The organism is Actinomycetota bacterium (assembly GCA_030684515.1).
Classification (GTDB): Bacteria; Actinomycetota; Actinomycetes; order S36-B12; family S36-B12; genus UBA11398.
On the sequence record JAUXVJ010000002.1, the window covers coordinates 130,415 to 150,636 of the forward strand.

The 20,222-nt window shown below is 60.1% G+C and carries 18 protein-coding genes and 1 tRNA gene; 16 read left to right on the plus strand and 3 right to left on the minus strand.

The genetic code is table 11. The features are described from left to right. Positions 1-5: 5 nt before the first annotated feature. Positions 6-1,550: a phospholipid carrier-dependent glycosyltransferase gene (locus tag Q8M73_00770; GenBank protein MDP2287086.1), complete on the minus strand. Its 1,545-nt coding sequence runs from the start codon at positions 1,548-1,550 to the stop codon at positions 6-8. 33 nt (positions 1,551-1,583) lie between these two features. Between Q8M73_00770 and rsmI the strand changes: the two genes are divergently transcribed. The 5 genes from rsmI to Q8M73_00795 are packed head-to-tail and all read left to right on the plus strand — an operon-like array spanning position 1,584 to position 6,734. After that, the gene (rsmI, locus tag Q8M73_00775) at positions 1,584-2,486 is read left to right on the plus strand and encodes a 16S rRNA (cytidine(1402)-2'-O)-methyltransferase (GenBank protein MDP2287087.1); all 903 of its coding nucleotides are present in this window, start codon (positions 1,584-1,586) and stop codon (positions 2,484-2,486) included. Positions 2,487-2,495: 9 nt separating this feature from the next. After that, the gene (gene metG, locus Q8M73_00780) at positions 2,496-4,103 is read left to right on the plus strand and encodes a methionine--tRNA ligase (protein MDP2287088.1); all 1,608 of its coding nucleotides are present in this window, start codon (positions 2,496-2,498) and stop codon (positions 4,101-4,103) included. Further along, positions 4,100-4,942, plus strand: a complete 843-nt coding sequence (locus tag Q8M73_00785; protein MDP2287089.1) for a TatD family hydrolase — start codon at positions 4,100-4,102, stop codon at positions 4,940-4,942. The genes metG and Q8M73_00785 overlap by 4 nt, the downstream gene beginning before the upstream one ends. A gap of 44 nt (positions 4,943-4,986) precedes the next feature. After that, positions 4,987-5,784: a 16S rRNA (adenine(1518)-N(6)/adenine(1519)-N(6))-dimethyltransferase RsmA gene (gene rsmA, locus Q8M73_00790; protein ID MDP2287090.1), complete on the plus strand. Its 798-nt coding sequence runs from the start codon at positions 4,987-4,989 to the stop codon at positions 5,782-5,784. Between the two features lie 38 nt (positions 5,785-5,822). Then, complete coding sequence (locus Q8M73_00795) at positions 5,823-6,734, plus strand: 4-(cytidine 5'-diphospho)-2-C-methyl-D-erythritol kinase (protein ID MDP2287091.1); 912 nt, start codon at positions 5,823-5,825, stop codon at positions 6,732-6,734. On the opposite strand, the gene Q8M73_00800 is transcribed toward Q8M73_00795, so the two are convergent. Together Q8M73_00800 and Q8M73_00805 are read right to left on the minus strand one after the other, a co-directional pair. Continuing rightward, on the minus strand, positions 6,731-7,375 hold the full coding sequence (locus tag Q8M73_00800) for a TetR/AcrR family transcriptional regulator (protein ID MDP2287092.1): 645 nt from the start codon (positions 7,373-7,375) through the stop codon (positions 6,731-6,733). The genes Q8M73_00795 and Q8M73_00800 overlap by 4 nt on opposite strands. A gap of 83 nt (positions 7,376-7,458) precedes the next feature. Further along, complete coding sequence (locus tag Q8M73_00805) at positions 7,459-8,451, minus strand: acyl-CoA desaturase (GenBank protein ID MDP2287093.1); 993 nt, start codon at positions 8,449-8,451, stop codon at positions 7,459-7,461. Positions 8,452-8,576: 125 nt separating this feature from the next. On the opposite strand from Q8M73_00805, the gene Q8M73_00810 reads away from it, so the two are divergent. From Q8M73_00810 to Q8M73_00860, 11 genes are all read left to right on the plus strand, one after another. Continuing rightward, positions 8,577-8,647 (plus strand) — tRNA-Gln (locus Q8M73_00810). 193 nt (positions 8,648-8,840) lie between these two features. Beyond that, positions 8,841-9,911 carry a DUF2332 domain-containing protein gene (locus Q8M73_00815; protein MDP2287094.1) on the plus strand — a complete coding sequence of 357 codons (1,071 nt, stop codon included), beginning with the start codon at positions 8,841-8,843 and terminating at the stop codon, positions 9,909-9,911. After that, complete coding sequence (locus Q8M73_00820) at positions 9,908-10,552, plus strand: isochorismatase family cysteine hydrolase (protein ID MDP2287095.1); 645 nt, start codon at positions 9,908-9,910, stop codon at positions 10,550-10,552. The genes Q8M73_00815 and Q8M73_00820 overlap by 4 nt, the downstream gene beginning before the upstream one ends. 186 nt (positions 10,553-10,738) lie before the next feature. Then, entirely contained in the window at positions 10,739-11,560 is an 822-nt protein-coding gene (locus tag Q8M73_00825; protein ID MDP2287096.1) for an alpha/beta hydrolase, read from the plus strand. 101 nt (positions 11,561-11,661) lie between these two features. Further along, entirely contained in the window at positions 11,662-13,059 is a 1,398-nt protein-coding gene (glmU, locus tag Q8M73_00830) for a bifunctional UDP-N-acetylglucosamine diphosphorylase/glucosamine-1-phosphate N-acetyltransferase GlmU (protein ID MDP2287097.1), read from the plus strand. Positions 13,060-13,088: 29 nt separating this feature from the next. Beyond that, positions 13,089-14,057, plus strand: a complete 969-nt coding sequence (locus tag Q8M73_00835; GenBank protein ID MDP2287098.1) for a ribose-phosphate diphosphokinase — start codon at positions 13,089-13,091, stop codon at positions 14,055-14,057. A gap of 112 nt (positions 14,058-14,169) precedes the next feature. Further along, entirely contained in the window at positions 14,170-14,601 is a 432-nt protein-coding gene (locus tag Q8M73_00840) for a 50S ribosomal protein L25 (GenBank protein ID MDP2287099.1), read from the plus strand. 3 nt (positions 14,602-14,604) lie between these two features. After that, a complete protein-coding gene (gene pth / locus Q8M73_00845; protein ID MDP2287100.1) occupies positions 14,605-15,204 on the plus strand; it encodes an aminoacyl-tRNA hydrolase in 600 nt (199 codons plus the stop codon). Continuing rightward, entirely contained in the window at positions 15,188-16,006 is an 819-nt protein-coding gene (locus tag Q8M73_00850) for an inositol monophosphatase family protein (protein ID MDP2287101.1), read from the plus strand. Before pth ends, Q8M73_00850 begins: the two co-directional genes overlap by 17 nt. Continuing rightward, on the plus strand, positions 16,003-19,557 hold the full coding sequence (gene mfd / locus Q8M73_00855; protein MDP2287102.1) for a transcription-repair coupling factor: 3,555 nt from the start codon (positions 16,003-16,005) through the stop codon (positions 19,555-19,557). Before Q8M73_00850 ends, mfd begins: the two co-directional genes overlap by 4 nt. 25 nt (positions 19,558-19,582) lie before the next feature. After that, entirely contained in the window at positions 19,583-20,215 is a 633-nt protein-coding gene (locus Q8M73_00860) for a SurA N-terminal domain-containing protein (GenBank protein ID MDP2287103.1), read from the plus strand. Positions 20,216-20,222: the final 7 nt, after the last annotated feature.

Below are 20,222 nucleotides of genomic sequence, written 5' to 3' on the forward strand. Positions count from 1 at the left end.
GGTCGCTATACCCAGCTGGGCATCCACATTCGCTGTTGCCATTCGTTGTACGGCAGCAGCTCACCGGTCCACACCGGATAGAGCCACCAGGCCACCACAATCACTGCGCCAACGAGCACACCGATCGCGATCATGCCGCGTCGTTTGCGCAGAGCTGATGCTGTTTCAGATCCCAGCAGTGCGGCTGCCGACATCGCCAGGGCGATCGCGATGAAGGGCATGAAGACCACGGTGTAGAAGGTGAAGATTGTGCGATTCAGGTACAGCATCCACGGCAGCCAGCCGGCTGCAATGGCCACGAGCACGGCCGCTGATCGCCAGTCGCGCTTGCCGAGCCAGCGCCAGACCTGATAGACGATTGCCAGAATCCCCGCCCACCAGATCACCGGATTGCCAAGCGCCAGTACCTCGGCGGCGCAGTTGTCCGTCGGACAGCCCTGACTTCGATCCGTGACGTTGTTCCAGTAGAAGGAGGTCGGACGTGCCTGCAACAGCCACCCCCATGGATTGCTGGCGTATGCGTGCTCGGTCGTCAAGCCGACATGGAAGTTCCACATCTCCGCGTGGTAGTGCCACAGCGAACTCAGTGATGCAGCAATGCCTGAGCCCTCGGCCCAATTGCGATCCCAGCCGCTGTCACTGATGAACCAGCCGGTCCACGACGCGAGATAGGTCGCGATGATGATTGCTCCGCTGACGAGCACGGTTACTGGAAGGCCGCGAAGAATCGTTGCACGCCAAGGCCGTTCGACACCAACGGCCCGCCGCGCGGAGACATCCCAGACAAGGGTCATCGCGATGAAGGCAAAGGCAAACCAAATACCAGACCACTTCACACTGCAGCCAAGTCCAAGCGCCAGTGCACCAGCCCATCGCCAGGGTCGCAAGCCGAGCTTGGGTCCCCATGTGGTGGCAGTGGCTTGCAGGCCTTCAGCCCGAATCAGTGCCGCGAGGCGCCCGCGCACTTGATCACGGTCCATCAAGAAGCAACCGAAGGCAATCAGCACGAAGAAGCCGAGCATGATGTCGAGCAGTCCTGTGCGGCTCATCACGATGTGCATGCCATCGAGGGCAACGAAGAGTCCGGCAAGCAAGCCAACGAGATTGGATCGCGTCAATCTCCGCGCTATGCGCGCGGTGAGCAACACCGAGATGATGCCGACGATTGCAACGGCGATTCGCCAGCCGGTGGGCGTGACTCCCAGGGCCAACTCGCCAAGGCCGATGATCCACTTGCCTAAAGGTGGGTGGACGATGAACGCGGCTGCGCCTGTGAAGATGTCGACGTTCTGCCAATTGCCGTCTGAAGCCAGCAGGATCTTGTCTGCGTCCGCGACCGTTGCCTGCTCCACCCCGAAGCGGAGCAGCGCTAGGGCGTCCTTGGGGTAGTAGGTCTCATCAAAATTGACTGCGTGCGGTTGACCAAGATTCCAGAGCCGGAGCACTGCGCCGATGGCTGTCACCAACAGCGCGCTGAACCATCCTGAGGACTGCGGCATGGATGGCACAAGACGCTTCCCTAGGGAGGCGGTGTCTCGAGCCAGCAGCACTGAGTCATCGTAGGCGGGTGGGAGGATGCAATCGTGGCGGTCGCATCGGAGATTCCAGAGATTGAGAACGAGAGTCCGATCGGTCGCATCGTTCTTGCCGCCACTCCGCTAGGCAATGTGGGTGATGCCTCTGCCCGGCTGATCGGTCTGCTCGAAACGGCCGACGTGATCGCCGCCGAAGACACCCGCCGCCTTCGCCGCCTTGCTGATGGGCTGGGCGTCATCTTGGGTGGTCGGGTGGTGTCGTACTACGACGCCAACGAGAAGCAGCGAGCAGTCGAATTGGTTGATGCGGCACTTGCCGGCGCCATCGTGCTCGTCGTCACGGACGCCGGTATGCCCTCAGTCAGTGATCCGGGCTATCGAGTGGTCGCTGAAGCAGTACAGCGTGGGGTGCCGGTCACTGCTGCGCCGGGGCCTTCGGCAGTACTCATGGCTCTTGCTGTCTCGGGACTTCCCGTTGATCGCTTCTGCTTTGAAGGCTTTCTGCCACGCAAAGGTGGCGAGCGTCAGGCTCGTATTGATGAGCTCAAGTCCGAAGTGCGCACGATGGTCTTCTTCGAGGCACCGCATCGCCTTGCAGCGATGCTCACGGCTCTGTCCGCTGGGCTAGGCCCTGACCGCTTGGCAGCAGTCTGCCGTGAGCTGACCAAGACCTATGAAGAAGTGATCCGAGGGACTCTGGAGTCATTGGTGACCTGGGCGGCCGACGGTGTTCGAGGAGAGTGCACCGTTGTCGTGTCGGGAGCATCTGTTGACGAGTTGCGCGCAGCGCGTGGCTTGGTTACCCCGCAGGAGTGGGTTGCCGAGGTGCGTCGTCGCGAGGAAGGCGGAATTGAGCGGAAGTCGGCAATTGCCGAAGTGGCTCGCGAAGTCGGTGTTGCGCGGCGAGAGGTCTACGACGCTGTCATCCAGTCGAAGGCAGCCCAACCGTAGGATCGCGCCATGGCTTCGATTGACCCTTCGGCTCGTTTCTATGTGACAACACCGATCTATTACGTCAACGATGCCCCACACATCGGCCACGCATATACGACAACAGCGGGAGATTTCCTGACTCGCTGGCATCGTCAGCGAGGCGAGGATGTCTGGTACCTCACCGGCGTCGATGAGCACGGCACCAAGGTGCAAAGAGCCGCTGATGCCGGCGGCGTGACTCCCCAGCAGTGGGTTGATCGTCTCGTTGAATCCGAATGGCTTCCGGTTCTGAAGACCGTTGATGCCGCAAACGATGACTTCATCCGCACCACCGAACCGCGCCACCTTGCTTCCGTACAGAAGTTCTGGGAGGCCGTGCGCGAAAACGGATTCGTGTACGCAGCTCCCTATGAAGGTCCGTACTGCGTGGGCTGCGAGGAGTTCAAATTCGCTGCAGACTTGATTCCTGGCACCGGCGAATACGCGGGTGAGCAGGTCTGTCCGATCCACGGTCGCCCAGTTGAGCACGTGCTCGAGGACAACTGGTTCTTTCAGTTATCTGCCTTCGGCGAGCGCTTGATCGCTCATTACGAGGCCCACCCTGAAGCTGTGCAGCCGCAGAGCGCCTACAACGAAGTGATGAGTTTTCTTCGTGGTGGACTCGTGGACATCTCGATGTCGCGGTCAAGTGTGAATTGGGGAGTTCCACTGCCATGGGATTCCAAGCAAGTGGTCTATGTGTGGTTTGACGCGCTGCTGAACTACCTGACTGCGGTTGGCTACGGCGAGGATCCCGAATCTGAAGCCGGCCAGCAGTTTGCTGCGACCTGGCCCGCTGATGTGCATCTTGTGGGCAAGGACATCCTGCGATTCCACGCCATCTATTGGCCCGCAATGCTGATGGCCGCTGACCTGCCCCTGCCCAAGCAGGTCTTTGCGCATGGCTGGCTGCTCGTGGGTGGCGAAAAGATGTCCAAGAGCAAACTCACCGGTATCGCCCCCTCGCAGATCATCGATCACTTTGGCTCCGACGCCTTCCGCTACTACTTCCTGCGCTCGATCCAGTTTGGTCAGGACGGCTCCTTCTCATGGGAGGAGATGAGCGCTCGCTACACGGCAGAGCTGGCCAATGGTCTTGGCAATCTGGCCTCTCGTGGCACGGCCATGGTCAATCGCTATTGCGAAGGCCTGCTGCCTGCTGCAGGTGTCCAAGGCGCAGCAGAGAAGGCATTGAGTGATCACCTCGCGCGCGTGGTGGTTGAGGCTGAAGCCGCCATGGATCTTCTCGACTTCTCGGCGGCCATCGTCGCGATCAAGGGCTTTGTCGATGCGGTGAACATGTATGTCACCGAGCAGGAGCCTTGGGTGCTGGCCAAGGACGAAACGCAGATTGCTCGTTTGCACGCTGTGCTGTATGCAATCTGTGAGTCCCTGCGAGCGATGGCAGTGCTCTACTTCCCTTTGATGCCCAAGGCGATGGCTGATCTTTGGTCGCAGCTGGGGGCCGAAGCCGCTCTTGGTCCCATCGATGAACAGCGTGTCGGCGATGTTGCACGATGGGGTCAATTGCCCCAAGGGACGCTGATCACCAAGGGCAACGGCCTGTTCCCCCGACTGGAGGAGGTTGGGGAATGACGCTTGCGCCTCCAGAGCAACTGGCAGTGCCCGTCATCGATACGCATTGTCATCTCGACATTCATGATCAGCATCTGCATGGGGGAGCGCTGCCAGACCCAGACACCTTGATCGAATTGGCCGCGTCTGTTGGCGTTACCCGGATCGTGCAGATCGGTTGCGACCTTGAATCTGCTCGGCTGTCCATCGCCCTCGCGCGCTCCCGACCTTCGCTGGCAGTCGGTGTGGGGCTGCATCCAAATGAGGCTCCGCGCATCTACGTCGACGAGGGGCGCGCTGCATTGGATGCCGCATACCTTGCCATCGAAGTCATGGCCGGCGATGACGTTGTTCGTGCGGTTGGTGAAACTGGCCTTGACTACTTTCGCGCTGAAGAAGAGCTGCGGCCGATTCAGCAGGAGTCCTTCCGACGCCACATTGCAATCGCCAAAAAGCTCAACAAGACTCTCGTGATTCATGATCGTGAATCACATCAGGATGTGATGGACATACTGATGGGTGAAGGCGCTCCCGAGCGAGTGGTGTTCCACTGCTTCAGCGGTGATGCAGCCATGGCGCGCTTCTGCTCAGAGCAGGGGTGGTTCATCTCATTTGCAGGTGTCGTCACTTTCAAGCCCGCCCAGGAATTGCGCGATGCAGCCGCGGTTGTTCCCGATGATCTGATTCTGGTGGAAACCGATGCTCCATATCTGACGCCCGTGCCGCATCGAGGCAAGCCCAATGCCTCGTATCTGATGCCGCACACTGTGCGCACTTTGGCGCAGGTGCGTGGCACGGATGAGTCCGCACTTGGTGCATTGCTCTGGGCCAATGCACAACGAGCCTTCGGCGCCTGGTGACTGAACTCCTGGGAGCTCGCGAGATTCGTGAGCTCGCTGCCAGCATGGAGCTTCGACCAACAAAAAGGCGAGGGCAGAACTTCGTCATCGACCCCAACACCGTGCAACGCATTGTTCGGCTTGCTGACCTGCCCGCTGGGTGCGCAGTCCTTGAGATCGGCCCTGGCCTTGGCAGCCTGACTCTTGCCCTACTCCAAGCGGATCATCCGGTTGTTGCAGTTGAGATTGAAAAGGCACTGGCGAATCAACTGCCGCTGACTGTGGGTGCGCACCTGCCTGAACGTTCTGCGGATCTCACGGTCATTGAGGCCGATGCACTGCACGTCACCGAACTGCCGAGGCCGGTTGCGGCGCTCGTGGCGAATCTGCCGTACAACATTTCAGTGCCAGTGCTCCTGTACTACCTGCAGCACTTTCCTGACATTGAGCGAATGCTGGTGATGGTGCAGAAGGAAGTTGCTGATCGACTGGCTGCAGGCCCTGGCTCTCGTGTCTACGGAGCACCGAGTGTCAAGGCGCGATGGTTCGGCACTCTTGAACTTGTCGGGACAGTTGGCCGGACGGTGTTCTGGCCTGAGCCGAATATCGACTCTGGTCTTGTCCGCTTGGTGCGCACAGCACCACCCCCCTGTGCTGTATCTCGCAAGGAAGTCTTCGCTGTAGTGGATGCCGCCTTCGGACAGCGGCGGAAATCTCTGCGGGGGGCATTGGCGCAATTTGCTGGTTCTGCTGATCGTGCCGAAGTCGCCTTGCGCACGGCAGGCATCGATCCTGCCGCCCGTGGCGAGACTCTCGATGTCGTGCAATTCGCGCGCCTTGCCGAATGTCTCCAGCACGGGTGACTGCGCATTGAGATTGCGCAGGTCTTAGCCTTCAAGACATGGCCAGCGACGAGGTGAGCGTCCGCGTTCCCGCAAAGGTCAATCTGCAACTCTCAGTTGGTCCCGCCCGAGCTGATGGCTTCCATGACCTCGCGACGGTCTTTCATGCGGTGGGACTGCATGATGAAGTGAAAGTTCGGCAGCGCACTGCTGGCAGCGGTATTGCCATCAGTTGCACAGGCGAGGGCCAGGCCCATGTTCCATTGGACTCCAGCAATCTGGCCTGGCAGGCAGCTGCACTCCTGGCGCAGACCGCTCGGCTGGAGCCAGACATCGAAATCTGGATCAACAAGAGCATCCCAGTGGCCGGCGGTATGGCCGGCGGAAGCGCGGATGCAGCAGCCACCCTGCTTGCCTGCGACGCCCTATGGAAACTGGATTCGCCCAGATCAGTGCTTGATCGGCTCTGCGCGGAACTCGGTTCGGACGTGACCTTTGCGCTGCACGGCGGAACGGCAATTGGTACCGGCCGTGGTGAGCAACTCACCGGCGTGCTTGCACAAGGAACCTTCAACTGGGTCTTTGCCCTCGCCGGAGAGGGACTTTCAACTGCAGCGGTCTATGCCGAATGTGATCGTCTTCGGGCTGGCCAGGAAGTCCCCCCGCCCACCGTTTCGGAATCCTTGATGCAGGCACTGCGCGCAGGTGATCCCGTGCTGTTGGGCAAGTCCTTGCACAACGATCTTCAGCCTGCGGCCTTCTCCTTGCGACCTTCGCTCAAGCGAGTGATTGAAGCCGGTGAAGAGGCGGGAGCGCTTGGCGGCATCGTTTCGGGCAGCGGTCCAAGCTGTGCATTTCTTGCCCGATCGGCTGAACATGCACTTGATATCGCCGTCAGTTTGACTTCGACAGGCATTGTTCGATCAGTGAAGCGCACCTTTGGACCGGTGCCAGGAGCACGGATCAGCTAGCGCGACTTGCTGATGAGCTTGGGCTTGGGATCCATATTGCCCAGCCCGTTCCAGGCCAGGTTGATGACATTGGCCACGACCTCGTCCTTCTTGGGCTTGCGCTCATCGAGCCACCACTGACCAGTGAGTGCCACCATGCCCACGAGCATTTGCGAGTACATCGGCGCGAGCTTGGTGTTGATCTTGTGCGCCTTGAACTGCGCTGCGAGGAGGTCTTGCACATGCGCGGCTATGTCGCTGATGACGCTGGCAAACGAAGGCGAGTGCTGCACGGCGATTGAGTGCTGATCGGATTCACGCATCGTGGGCGCATCGCGCACCAAAATGCGGAAGCCATCAGGATCGGCTTCGATGTAGTCGAACAGTGCCATCGCAGCGCGCTCAAGCAGGATGCGTGCATTCATAGGTGTGTCGACAGTTGGGTTCAGCGCTTCGCTGATGGTCAACAGCAAGTCGTTCATCTCACGATCGACAATGACGGCGTACAGCCCCTCTTTGCCGCCGAAGTGCTCGTAGACCACGGGCTTGGAGACATCTGCCTTCGCCGCTATCTCCTCGACGCTGACCGATTCGAAACCCTTGGCAGCAAAGAGCCGTCGAGCAATGGTGATCAGTTGCTCGCGGCGCTCATTGCCCGTCATCCGCACGCGCTCGCGGGGCGCAAGAGGGCGAGCTTGGTGAAGTTCGGAGACAGAGTTCAACAAGATGTCAGGAGTAGCCACGCTTAGGCCTGCTTTTGGTACCCGCGGATGCGCGGTGCCATCGTCGGATCAGTGAGCTTGCGTACCAGTCGCTCAGGCTTGGGCCATCTGACGTCGTTCACGAGTTTCATGCGCTCAAGCGCGCGAATGAAGACCGCAGCGATATCGACCTGTCCCTTGAGCACGCCGTGACGGGCGGAGGTGGGCTCGGCATGGTGCAGGCTGTGCCAGGACTCGCCGCAGGACGGAATCGCCAGCCACCACACGTTGGTCGAGCGGTCACGGGACTTGAAGTGATGCTTGCCCCAGATGTGGCAAGCCGAGTTGATTCCCCAAGTGACGTGATGGACGAAGGCGACGCGCACGAGCCCGGCCCAGAAGAAGGCAGTGATGGCTCCGGCCCATGACCACGTGATCAGACCGCCGAGGACAGCAGGCAGCAACAAGGATCCGACTACGAGTGCGGGATACCACTTGGTGAGCAGCTCAAGGTCGGGATCGTTCTGGATGTCGGGTGCATATTGCGCAACAGGAGTCTGCTCCTTGTCGAATAACCAGCCGACGTGCGCATGCCAGAAGCCCTTGAGCAGTGAGCCGCGGCCGTCGCCCTCGAGCCAAGGCGAGTGCGGGTCGCCCGGCATATCGGAGTACTTGTGATGCTTGCGGTGGTCGGCAACCCACTGCGAGATGGAACCCTCGAGGGCGTAGGAGCCCATGATCGCGAGCATGATCTTGATGCCGCGACCGGCCTTGAACGACCCGTGTGTGAAGAAGCGGTGGTAGCCGACTGTGATGCCCAAGCCGGTAATAGCCCAGAACACGATGAAGAGCGCGACGTCGACCCACGAGAGCCAGCCGCCCCAGGCAACAGGTATGACAGCAAGCACGGCCAGGAACGGAACGACGACAAAAATGCCGATAGTGATGCGCATCCAAAGAGCCTGCGGCTGCAGCAGCTCGTCGGGGCCCTCCGGGGGAGCGGAGTCAATGGGGTCTGCGGACGGTGAAACGGACATGTGCGAGCTCCCTAGCTCGAGGCGGGTCGCGGATCCGAAGACCTACGGTTGCGTAAGTTACGGTAGCGTAACCCAGTCGACGAAGCAAACAGACCAAAGCCCCTTATCGTTTGTCGCCAACTCAGTCCCGGGTCGTCTAGCGGCAGGACAGCGGACTTTGAATCCGTCAACGGAGGTTCGATCCCTCCCCCGGGAGCTTCTGTAGATATTGATTGGGGCCACTTCCACGAAGGAAGCCGTTCCATCCTGTTTCAGAGCATTTCAGGGCTGCTGAGTACGGGCTCAGGCAGTCAGTTCTTCGCTTCCAGCCCCACTCCTTTACAGCCCGTATCTGGCTTGTCAGACTCGGGCGAGTTGATTCCACTTGGCTAGGAGGCCTTCTGGTGGCTATGTCAGTTCAGCTCCGCTACGCCTGTGAACTCCAAGCTCGCCTTTGTCATGAGAATGGCTCCCCCACATGGGCTGCGATCGTCGAGGAAATCGCGAACCAACTGGATGATGAAGCAAACGATGTCGTTGATCTCCTCCGAAGCGACCTGCAGGATCCCGTCGAATCAGCGGTATTGCTTCGCTTGCTGGGCGCAGTCCACAGACTGCTCATCGCAGGGCAGTCCGACGAGCTGGCCCAATATTTGCCGAGTCTCGGCGGTGAGGTGGATGTCCTCCGCGTGGTGCCAGCATTCTTCGCTTTCGCGTCCGCCCACAAGGCAGCAATTCGGGAGGGAATGCAGGCGGGAGTCCAAACGAATGAAGTCGGACGGGCAGCGGTCCTTTCGGCGGGCTTGAGACACCTGACAAGGGAATTTGGACTGCCAATTCAGTTGCTCGAAGTGGGGTGCAGTGCGGGTCTCAATCTGCATCTTGACCGCTACCGCATCAATACGACAGCTGACTCCTGGGGACCGGCAGATTCGGCTGTGGTTCTTGAGCCGGATTTCGATGGTGCCCTGTTGGGTGCCGAGGTGACCATTCAGTCACGCATAGGTTGCGATCTGGCGCCATTGGACGCGAGGAGTACCGCTGACGGGGAAAAGCTGAGGTCGTTCATCTGGCCTGAAGACACGGCTCGATTGGCGCGGCTAGAAGCCGCACTGTCAATTTTCGAGTCTGTTCAGATTGATACGTGTCCTGCAACTCCTTGGTTGCGCCAGCGATTGGCAGCGCGTTGTCCGGGAGTTATTACGGTCGTCATGCACTCCATTGTGATGCCGTACCTGACTGACCACGAGCGTCAGCAATTTGAAGAGTGCATCGCAGACGCAGGTCGGAGAGCCACAAGCGATGCCCCTCTTGCGTGGCTGCGCATGGAGCCGTCGGATGAGTGGGGAAGCGTGATTTTGGAACTCTCTACGTGGCCCAAGGGGCTGCACGAAGTTCTCGCAACGTGCACACCTCATGGTGGGCAGATCGCGTGGCGTGATCTTCGGCCCAGCACATCTGTTGGAGATGGCAAGCCATGACCCGGGACTACCTGACACCGGACTTTGCCAGTTCGGTCTTGCTGACCATTGACATGCAGCGTGACTTCCTGGACGGCTCGCCATTCGAAATTCCGGGAACTATGGACGTGCTCCCAAACGTCGTTCATGCCGTCAGCGCATATCGCAAGGCGAGTCTGCCAATAGTTCATGTGGTGCGTCTCTACGAGCCGGGAAGTAGAGATGTTGATCCGCCCCGCCGAGCTGCCGTGGAAGATGGACTGCAAATGGTTGCGCCGGCCTCTCTCGGCAGCCAATTGGCCCCGGGTCTTCTGGAGACGCACGTCGAACTGGATTCGGGCGCGCTACTGGGTGGGCAGTTGCAAGCAGTTGGCCGAGCCGAATGGATCATGTACAAGCCTCGCTGGGGAGCCTTCTATCGGACTCAGCTGGGCGAATTCCTTGAAGCTCGCGGCATTTCCACAGTGGTGATCGCAGGATGCAATCTGCCGAATTGCCCTCGAGCAACGCTCGTTGAGGCAAGCGAGCGAGACTTCCGCACAGTGCTCCTGGAGGATGCCGTTTCGCAGAGTTCAGACGAGAGATTGTCGGATCTGGCTCAAATCGGTGTCTCGCTGACACAGGCCGCAGCTGTGGCCACCCGAGTGCTGATGTTGGCGTAGTTGGTGGTGCTGCGCGCTAGCCAGCCGCCTTCCCCAGCCCTGGCTCAGCTGCGATAGCTCACGTGCCGTTGATGCGCCCCTCGGGATAGCGGGGGGATACCTCGCGGATTCTTCATCGGGCCGCACATGAAGGGCTCTAAAGTTGGATCCTCCCAAGTAGCTCATTGGAAAACGGAAAGGTCCTCAGTGGATCAGCTAGACCAGGTCGTTGAAGTAGCCGGCGCCCCCATTCGCTATAGCGTCACTGGCGATGGCCCAATCACGATCGTCCTGACCCATGGCTTTCGCGCCCATCATCTGTGGTGGGCTGCGGTGCACCCCCTTCTGGCTCAGAAGTACCGCGTGGTGCAGTTGGACATCAGTGGCAGCGGCGACAGCGGCCACCGTGAGGTCTACAGCATCGAAACATGGGGCGAAGAGGTCAATGCCGTGCTCGATGATGCCGGGATCGAGCGTGCCTTGCTTGTGGGCCATAGCCTGGGCGGAACCTCAGTGGTCATGGCGGCCACCCAGCGTCCGGAGCGGGCAATTGGCGTCATTCTCATGGACACATTCATTGAGGGCGAAGGACGTTTTCGCCCCATTGCTGCTGCTGGCTCGGCCCCCAAGCGCATCTACTCCAGCCGTGAGGACGGGGAGGCTCGTTTCCGATTGATGCCCACTCAGGATGACGTCGACCCGGCGATCATCGCCCGGATCGCCACCTACGGGGTGACGGAGATCGACGAGGGCTGGACCTGGAAGTTCGACCAGGAGGTGGTTCCGGTGATTGATGAAGAGCTGTTCAATGCGAGCATCGCGGGCCTGAAGGTGCCTTTCCACTACGTCCATGCCGGGCAGAGCGCCGTGGTGAAGCCCGAGGTGGTGCCGTTCCTGCTCGGCTTTGCCCCTGAGGGATCCGAGTACACCTTGGTCCCGGACGCCCATCACCATGTGCCTCTCTCGCACCCCGAAATCTGCGCGCAGATCATTGATGAGTACGCGACATTGTGGACGGCCGGGGCCTGATTCGCAGGCATGCTGTGCGCCCATCAATCGAGCAGATACGCTCCTGAGTCGTGACACGTCCCGCAGCTGTGTTCATCCTCGCCGCAGGTGAAGGCAAGCGCATGCGCTCGGCCACTCCCAAGGTTCTTCATCAGGTCGCTGGCCGTTCACTGCTTGGCCATGTGCTTGAGGCCGCGGCCGCTCTCGACCCAGAACATGTCGTCGTCGTGGTCGGACACGGGCGCGACGAGGTCGTCGCACACGTAGAGGAAATCGCACCCTGGGCGCTGACCGTGGTGCAGGAGACGCAAGCAGGCACTGGTCACGCAGTGCGCATTGCGATGGCTGATCTTGAAGAGCGCGGCATCAATCTTGGTGATGCCCCTGTTGTCGTGCTGACAGGTGACACCCCGTTGCTGACCGGCACCACACTGCAAATGCTGATGCTCACACATCGCGAGACTGCAGCGCGGGCGACGGTGCTCACTGCGCGCCTCAGCGATCCCGCTGGGTATGGTCGCGTGATCCGCGATCATGAGCAGAGCGTGCAGCGCATTGTTGAACACAAGGACGCTTCAGACGCGGAACTGTTGGTCGACGAGGTCAATTCCGGCATGTACTGCTTCGCGCCCTCTGATCTGGCTCGACTTCTTTCCGATGTCACCACTGACAATTCGCAGGGCGAGGAGTATCTGACCGACGTCATTGGGATGCTTCGCTCCGAGAACGCCGTGGTCGCGGCCTGGCTTTGCCAGAGCCCTGATGAGATTCTCGGTGTCAACGATCGCTTCCAACTCGCGCAAGCTGCAGCAGTCATGCGCGACCGCATCAACGAGCAGTGGATGCGTGCGGGTGTGGCAATTCTGGATAGCGCAACGACGTGGCTCGACGTTGATGTGGAGTTGGAGCCGGACGTCACGCTCCTGCCAAACACCACCCTCACCGGCCCCACTTCAGTTGCTCGCGGAGCACGCATTGGACCGGGCACCACTCTTGCCTCGTGTGAAGTCGGCGAGAATTCCACCGTCATCCATACCTGGGCGCAACTCGCGGTCATCGGAGCTGACGCGGCAGTTGGCCCGTTCACCTATCTACGACCAGGCACTGTGATGGGCAACCACACCAAGGCCGGCGCATTTGTGGAAATCAAGAACTCCAATCTCGCCGACGACGCGAAAGTGCCGCATCTGAGCTACGTAGGCGATGGCGATATCGGCGAGGGCACCAACATCGGCGCTGCCACGGTCTTCTGCAACTTCGATGGGCTTGAAAAGCACCGCACTGTTGTCGGCAAACACGTGCGCATCGGCAGCGACACCATGTTGGTGGCGCCAGTCACCATCGGTGACGGCGCCTACACGGCCGCCGGCTCAGTCATCACCGAAGATGTGCCGCCGGGATCGATGGGGATCGCACGGGGTCAGCAACGCAATATTGTCGACTGGGTCCTTCGCCGACGCCCAGGCTCTCCCGCGGCCAAAGCAGCTGAGGCTGCGCAAAAGAATCAGGAGGAAGGGTGACCCTGCAAGTGGTTCCTAACCAAAAGCGCATGGTGCTACTCGCGGGACGTGCCCATCCAGAGTTGGCTGAAGAGGTTGCCAGGAACCTCGGAATTCCATTGGGACGAACAGTCGCCTACGACTTCGCCAATGGCGAGATCTTCGTTCGCTTCCAGGAGTCGGTCCGCGGGTGCGATGTATTCATCATGCAAAGCCACACTGAGCCGATCAACAAGTGGATCATGGAGCAACTGATCATGGTCGATGCGCTGAAGCGGGCTTCGGCAAAACGCATCACCGTGATCATGCCCTTCTATGGCTATGCTCGCCAGGACAAGAAGCACCGCGGACGCGAGCCCATCTCCGCCCGCTTGATTGCCGATCTGTTCAAGACTGCTGGCGCTGATCGTCTGATGACTGTTGATCTGCACACCTCGCAGATCCAGGGCTTCTTCGATGGCCCCGTCGACCACTTGTTCTCGCTGCCCTTGCTGGCTCGACATGTCGCCAGCAGGTTTGACCGGAGCCGTATCACTGTCGTTTCTCCTGATGCTGGCCGCGTGCGCGTTGCCGAGCGCTGGACCGACGTGCTCGGTGCTCCGCTTGCCATCATCCACAAGCGTCGCGATCCTGATGTGCCCAATCAGGTCAAGGTGCTCGAGGTCGTTGGCGATGTCCGCGACCGCCTTTGCGTGATTGTCGACGACATGATCGATACCGGTGGGACCATCGCCAAGGCAGCGGAAACGCTCTTTGATTACGGCGCGGCAGAGGTGATCGTGGCTGCAACACACGGAATCCTCAGCGATCCGGCCCGTGAGCGTCTGCAGAATTCGCGCATCACCGAGGTGGTGGTGACCAACACCTTGCCGATTCCTGAAGAGAAGATGTTTCCCAAGCTCAAGGTGCTCTCGATCGCGCCGATCCTTTCCCAGGCGATCACCGAGGTGTTCACCGATGGCTCAGTTACGAGCATGTTTGAGGACAACCCGGATTCGGAAACTGCCTCATCGCACTGATACGATTCTGCCTCTCCTCGGCGAGGGTGCCCAACCAGCACCGTGATCGACGAAGGTCAGCGCCCAATCGCGCTCAGCCGAGGCGCACTGACGACCGATCGAGGAGTTTCACGTGTTACAGGTAGACATCACCGCCCAGTCCCGTTCAGATTTCGGTAAGGGTGCTGCACGCCGCCTGCGTCGTGAAGGCTTGGTTCCCGCTGTGCTCTACGGCCAGGGCTCAGAGCTTGTGCACATCGCACTGCCCAACCACGATCTTGATCTTGCGCTGCGCAAGTCGCACGTGGTGTTCTCGGTGAGCTTTGAAGGCAAGACCATCATCGCCAAGCCGCGCGACATCCAGCGTGAGCCGGTCAAGCGCTACATCGAGCATGTCGATCTCATCATCATCACCGCAGCTGAGGCTCAGGCTCGTAACGACGAGGCCGCTGCCGACATCGTGGCCGCCGTTGCTGCAGCTGAAGCTGCTGAGGAGGCAATCAGCATTGCTGCTGCCGCTGGCGAGTTCGATGAGCCCGTTGCAGAGGCAACTCCAGCGGAGTAGTCGATGACCTGGATGATTGTCGGGCTCGGCAATCCTGGTCCGGAGTACGCCAACACCCGGCACAACGCTGGCTTCTTTGTCGTTGACGAACTCAGTTCCCGTATGCGCGGCACTCTTAGTCGCCATAAGAGGGCCATGGCCAGCGTCCTTGAGGGCCGTTTCGGCAGTCCTGGCTCTGATGAGCGGGTTGTGCTGGTGGAGCCTTGGTCATTTATGAATGCCTCCGGCGGTCCGGTCAAAGCATTGATGAGCTTCTACGACATTGACATTGAGCATCTCGTGGTCGTGCATGACGAGCTTGATATCCCGCTCGGCTCAGTGCGGCTGAAGCTCGGCGGGGGCGATGGCGGGCACAATGGACTCAAGAGCCTGCGCAGTTCACTTGGTTCTGGAGAGTTCGCGCGAGTTCGGTTTGGGATTGGTCGTCCTCCGGGTCGACAGGATCCGGCCGAGTTTGTACTGAAGCCTTTTGCCGGAACTGAACGCGACCAGATTCCTGAAATTGTGGACCGCTGCGCCGATGCGGTGGAGACACTCGTCTTGCGCGGAGTCGAGCAGGCGCAGAATCAATTCAATGGAGGACGAGATGACTCAGTTCAGTGACGCGGAACTCTCGACGCTCATTGCAAAGCGAGCAGGCAAAGTCCTTCTCGAACTTCGTGATTCCTTTGGCGCCCTTGATGCCGGTGACAAGGAGCAGGCCAATTCCCTGCGCAAGCAGGGCGACCGCGTCGCCCATGAGCTTCTCGCCGATGCCTTGGGCGAGCATCGTCCCGACGACGCCTTACTCAGTGAAGAAGGCGCCGACAATGCTGATCGGCTCGATGCCACTCGCCTGTGGATCGTGGACCCGCTGGATGGCACATGGGAGTACGGCCAGGGTCGACCTGATTTCGCAGTGCATGTGGCGTTGTGGGAGCCCGAACTGAAGAGACTCTCCGCCTGCACGGTTGACCTGCCTGCTCAGGGTCTGACCCGTTCAATGCTTGACGATGTTCCTGCCGAACCGGCCTTCCCCACTGATCGGCCAGTGCGTGTGGTTGCCTCGCGCACTCGTCCGCCCGCCAATCTCGGAGCATCTCTGGCAAGCCTGGGCGGCATTCTGGCGGATGCCGGTCTGAATCAACACGGTGTCGAGCTGCTTGATGTCGGTTCTGTTGGCGCGAAGGTCAATGAGCTCGTCTCGGGTCGCGCGGAGATCTATGTGCATGACACCGGCTTCTACGAGTGGGATGTCGCTGCCCCCTATGGCATTGCGCGGCACTACGGCTTTGTGCCGTCACACGTCAACGGGGATGAGATCGAGTTCAATCACATGCCGCCATGGGTGCCTGATCTGCTTGTGTGCCATCCGTTGATCGTTGACTACGTGCGCGATGTGCTCGCGGAGGCATCGCGAGGGTGAGTCTGAGCGGATTACTCCAGACAGTTGCGCGAGCAGACTCATTTCGCGCCGTCCGCGAACAAGCATTCGCAGGCGGGCGCATTGCGTCTCCGCGTGCCGTGCAGCCAATCCTGGCCGCCCTGCTTGCAGCGCCACAACCAATTGGTGCTCAACGCCGACTGCTGGTGATCACCGCGACTGGTCAGGAGGCTGAAGACCTCGCAGCAACCGTGCGCGGCCTGGCAACTGGTCTCGAGATCGCCGTGCTGCCATCTTGGGAAACTCTGCCGCATGAGCGGATGTCGCCCTCATCGGACACCATCGGCCGTCGCGTGGCGATTCTGCGACGCTTGGCGCATCCAGACGATTCTGATCCGCTCCTGAGCTCGATCGATGTGGTCGTTGCCTCCATTCGCGCTGTGGTGCAACCCATTGCCGGCGGGCTTGGTGATGTCGATCCAGTACGACTTCGGGTCGGCGACGAGTATGACCTGACAGCGCTTGTGCGGCGGCTGGTCGAACTCGGCTATGAACGCATGGATCTTGTCGAACGCCGTGGACAGATAGCTGTGCGCGGCGGAATCCTGGATGTCTTTCCCCCGAACGCCGAACACCCGTTGCGCGTTGAATTCTGGGGCGATGCAGTCGAGGAGATTCGCTCCTTCACCGTGACTGATCAGCGATCGCTGGACAATGCTCCTGATGGGCTGTTCGCGCCCCCTGTGCGCGAGCTGTTGCTCACCGAAGCCGTACGCGCACGTGCTGCCAAATTGGCGCAGGACAACCCATCTCTGCATGACATCTGCTCCCAGCTTGCCGAGGGGGTGCCAGTGGACGGCATGGAAGCCTTGATCCCGGTGCTCACAGATGCAGTGGAACCCTTAATCTCCTTCTTTCCACCTTCGACTTCAATTGTGCTGATTGATCCTGAACGTGTGCGCACACGCGCCCACGATCTGGTGCGCACTGCCGATGAGTTCCTAGCCGCCTCGTGGCACAACGCGACGGTGGGAAACAAGGCACCGATCGATCTCTCAGGCTCAAACTTCTTCTCACTGGACCAAGTGCGTGATCAAGCACTGCATCGTGAAATGCCGTGGTGCGAACTGACGCCCTTGTTCATGGATGAGTCATTGGATCTGGATGCGGGCATTTGCGTTGATGCCTCCGGCATTGAGATCTATCGCGGTGAAGTCGGCAGAGCCATCGAGGACATGCGCAAATGGACTACAGCCGGACAGGCTGTGGTCCTGGTCAGCGAGGGACACGGCTCTGCAGAGCGCCTCGCCGAATCCTTGGCAACCGAAGGGGTGGCCTGCGTCTTTCTTGACGAACTCACCACTACTCCGGCTCCGTCGATCGTGACGGTGACTGTTGGGTCCCTTGAGCACGGCTTCACAGCGCCCGAGAGTGCACTGACGGTGCTTACCGAACGTGATCTGGTTGGCCAACGAGCATCGACCAAGGACATGCGCAAACTGCCGTCGCGTCGACGCCGGGCCATCGACCCGCTCACCTTGGTCGCTGGTGACTTCGTCGTGCACGAGCAGCACGGAGTCGGCCGATATGTTGAAATGGTTCAGCGCGATGTCGGGGGAGCCACGCGCGAATACCTCGTACTCGAATATGCCGCAAGCAAGCGAGGTCAGCCGGCCGACAGGCTGTTTGTGCCCACTGATCAGCTCGATGGCGTCACGAAATATGTCGGCGGAGAAATGCCAAGCGTGCACCGACTTGGCGGAGCTGATTGGCAGAAGTCCAAGGGGCGGGCGCGTAAAGCCGTCAAGGAGATCGCTGGCGAGCTCATTCGCCTGTACGCCTCGCGCCAGGCGTCGCAGGGCTATGCCTATGGTCCGGACACTCCATGGCAGCGCGAACTCGAAGATGCCTTTGCCTATGTCGAGACTCCCGACCAGTTGATGTGCATTGACGAGGTCAAGGCTGACATGGAGCGAGCAGTGCCTATGGATCGCTTGATCTGTGGCGACGTCGGCTATGGCAAGACTGAAATCGCTGTGCGCGCAGCGTTCAAGGCGGTGCAGGACGGAAAGCAAGTTGCTGTGCTCGTACCCACGACCCTGCTTGTGCAGCAGCATGTCTCGACCTTCAGTGAGCGCTATGGCTCCTTCCCGATCAAGCTGGGGGCCCTTTCGCGCTTCAACACTGACAAGGAGGCAAAGGCCGTGCTTGCTGGCGTTGAGGACGGCACGGTTGACGTCGTCATCGGCACCCATCGCCTGCTGACTCCAGGTGTGCGGTTCAAGGATCTGGGCTTGGTCATTCTCGATGAAGAGCAGAGATTCGGCGTTGAGCACAAGGAGCATCTGAAGGCTCTGCGCGCGAATGTCGACGTGCTTGCCATGTCGGCAACCCCCATTCCTCGCACTCTTGAGATGGCTGTCACCGGTATTCGTGAGATGTCGGTGATTCAGACACCTCCCGAAGAACGCCATCCGGTGCTGACCTTCGTCGGTCCCTATGACGACAAGCAGATCTCCGCGGCGATTCGCCGAGAGTTGCTTCGCGATGGACAGGTCTTCTTCGTCCACAACAGAGTGGACTCCATCGAGCGCGTCGCCAGTCGACTGCGTGACCTGATCCCCGAAGCGCGCATCGCAATAGCGCATGGTCAGATGGGGGAGCAGGCTTTGGAGAGCGTCATTGTCGACTTCTGGGAACGCACGGTCGATGTGCTCGTCTGCACGACCATCGTGGAGTCCGGCATTGACATCGCCAATGCAAATACCCTGATCGTTGATCGCGCCGACATGTTCGGACTGTCTCAACTGCATCAACTGCGCGGGCGTGTGGGTCGCGGTCGCGAGCGCGCATATGCCTACTTCCTGTACAACCCTGAGAAGCCGATGACCGAGACCGCGCACGAGCGGCTGGCGACAATCGCCCAGCACACCGATCTTGGCTCAGGCATGCAGATCGCCTTGAAGGACCTTGAGATCCGTGGGGCCGGAAATCTGCTCGGCGGCGAGCAGAGCGGGCATATCGCTGACGTCGGCTTTGACCTCTACGTGCGTCTGGTGGGCGAGGCCCTGGCCGAGTACAAGGGGGAGGCGGCTGTCGAGCACGCCGAGATGCGGGTCGAGTTGCCGATCGAAGCGCACATCCCGCATGACTACATCGGGCATGAGCGCCTTCGTCTAGAGGCCTACAAGCGCTTGGCAGATGCCATGAGCAATGAGGCGGTCGACGAAGTCTTCGCTGAGCTCACCGATCGTTACGGACCAGTGCCTGCTCCGGTAGAGACGCTGCTGGCAGTGGCCAGGCTGCGGGTGTTGGCCAGAGGGGCCGGCCTGAACGAAATCGTGGCAGCAGGCAGCGGCATTCGCTTCCAGCCGGTGGAACTTCCAGAGTCAGCGCAGATGCGCCTGACCCGGCTGTACCCGAACACTTTGATCAAGGGGGCGGTCAATACGATCGTGGTACCCAGGCCGATGACTGCCCTCGTGGGTGGACAGCCGGTTCGGGGTACAGATCTGCTTGATTGGGTGGCAGAGTTCATTCACGCTACGTTGCCCATGAAGTTCCAAACGCCCGGTTCGTCTGATCAACAGTAACCCGAGAAACAACGGAGAGCCTCACATGACAATCTCACGTCGTCGCGCACTGATCCCCGCGGCTCTCTTGGCACTTGGGCTCATGGTTTCAGCTTGTTCGAGCGCATCGAGCGGCGCTGACGCAGCAGTGGTCGGCGACACGCACATCTCCAACGACCAGTTTGAATCGGCACTCAATGCGGTACTGCTTGCGCAAGGAAAGCCGACAAATACGGCAGATTCCGAACTGGTGAATCAGACCTTGAACTGGATGATCGTCCTGAACCTGCTTGAGCAGGTCGCAGCTGACAACGCTGTTGTCGTGACACAAGGCGATATCGATCGCGAGCGGGCCAGTGAGGTTCAGGCAGCTGGCAGTGAGGCCGCGCTGAAGGATGCGTACCTGAAACAGTTGGTGGCGCCAGAGCGAATCGACGATCGCATTCGCTTTGCCCTGCTTGCACAGGCGGTCGCTGCCAAGATTGCTCCCGGGCAGACTGCCGATGAAGCCACGACCGCTCTCATCACAACCGTCATAGCAAAGAGCAATGCGCTGGATCCGCAGGTCAATCCGCGTTATGGCACTTGGGATTCATCGACACTGCAAATTGGCAGTTCGACCTCAGGACTCTCTTCCCCATTGCCCACGGCAACGCCCAACAGCGCACCTGCCCAGTAGTTCAGTT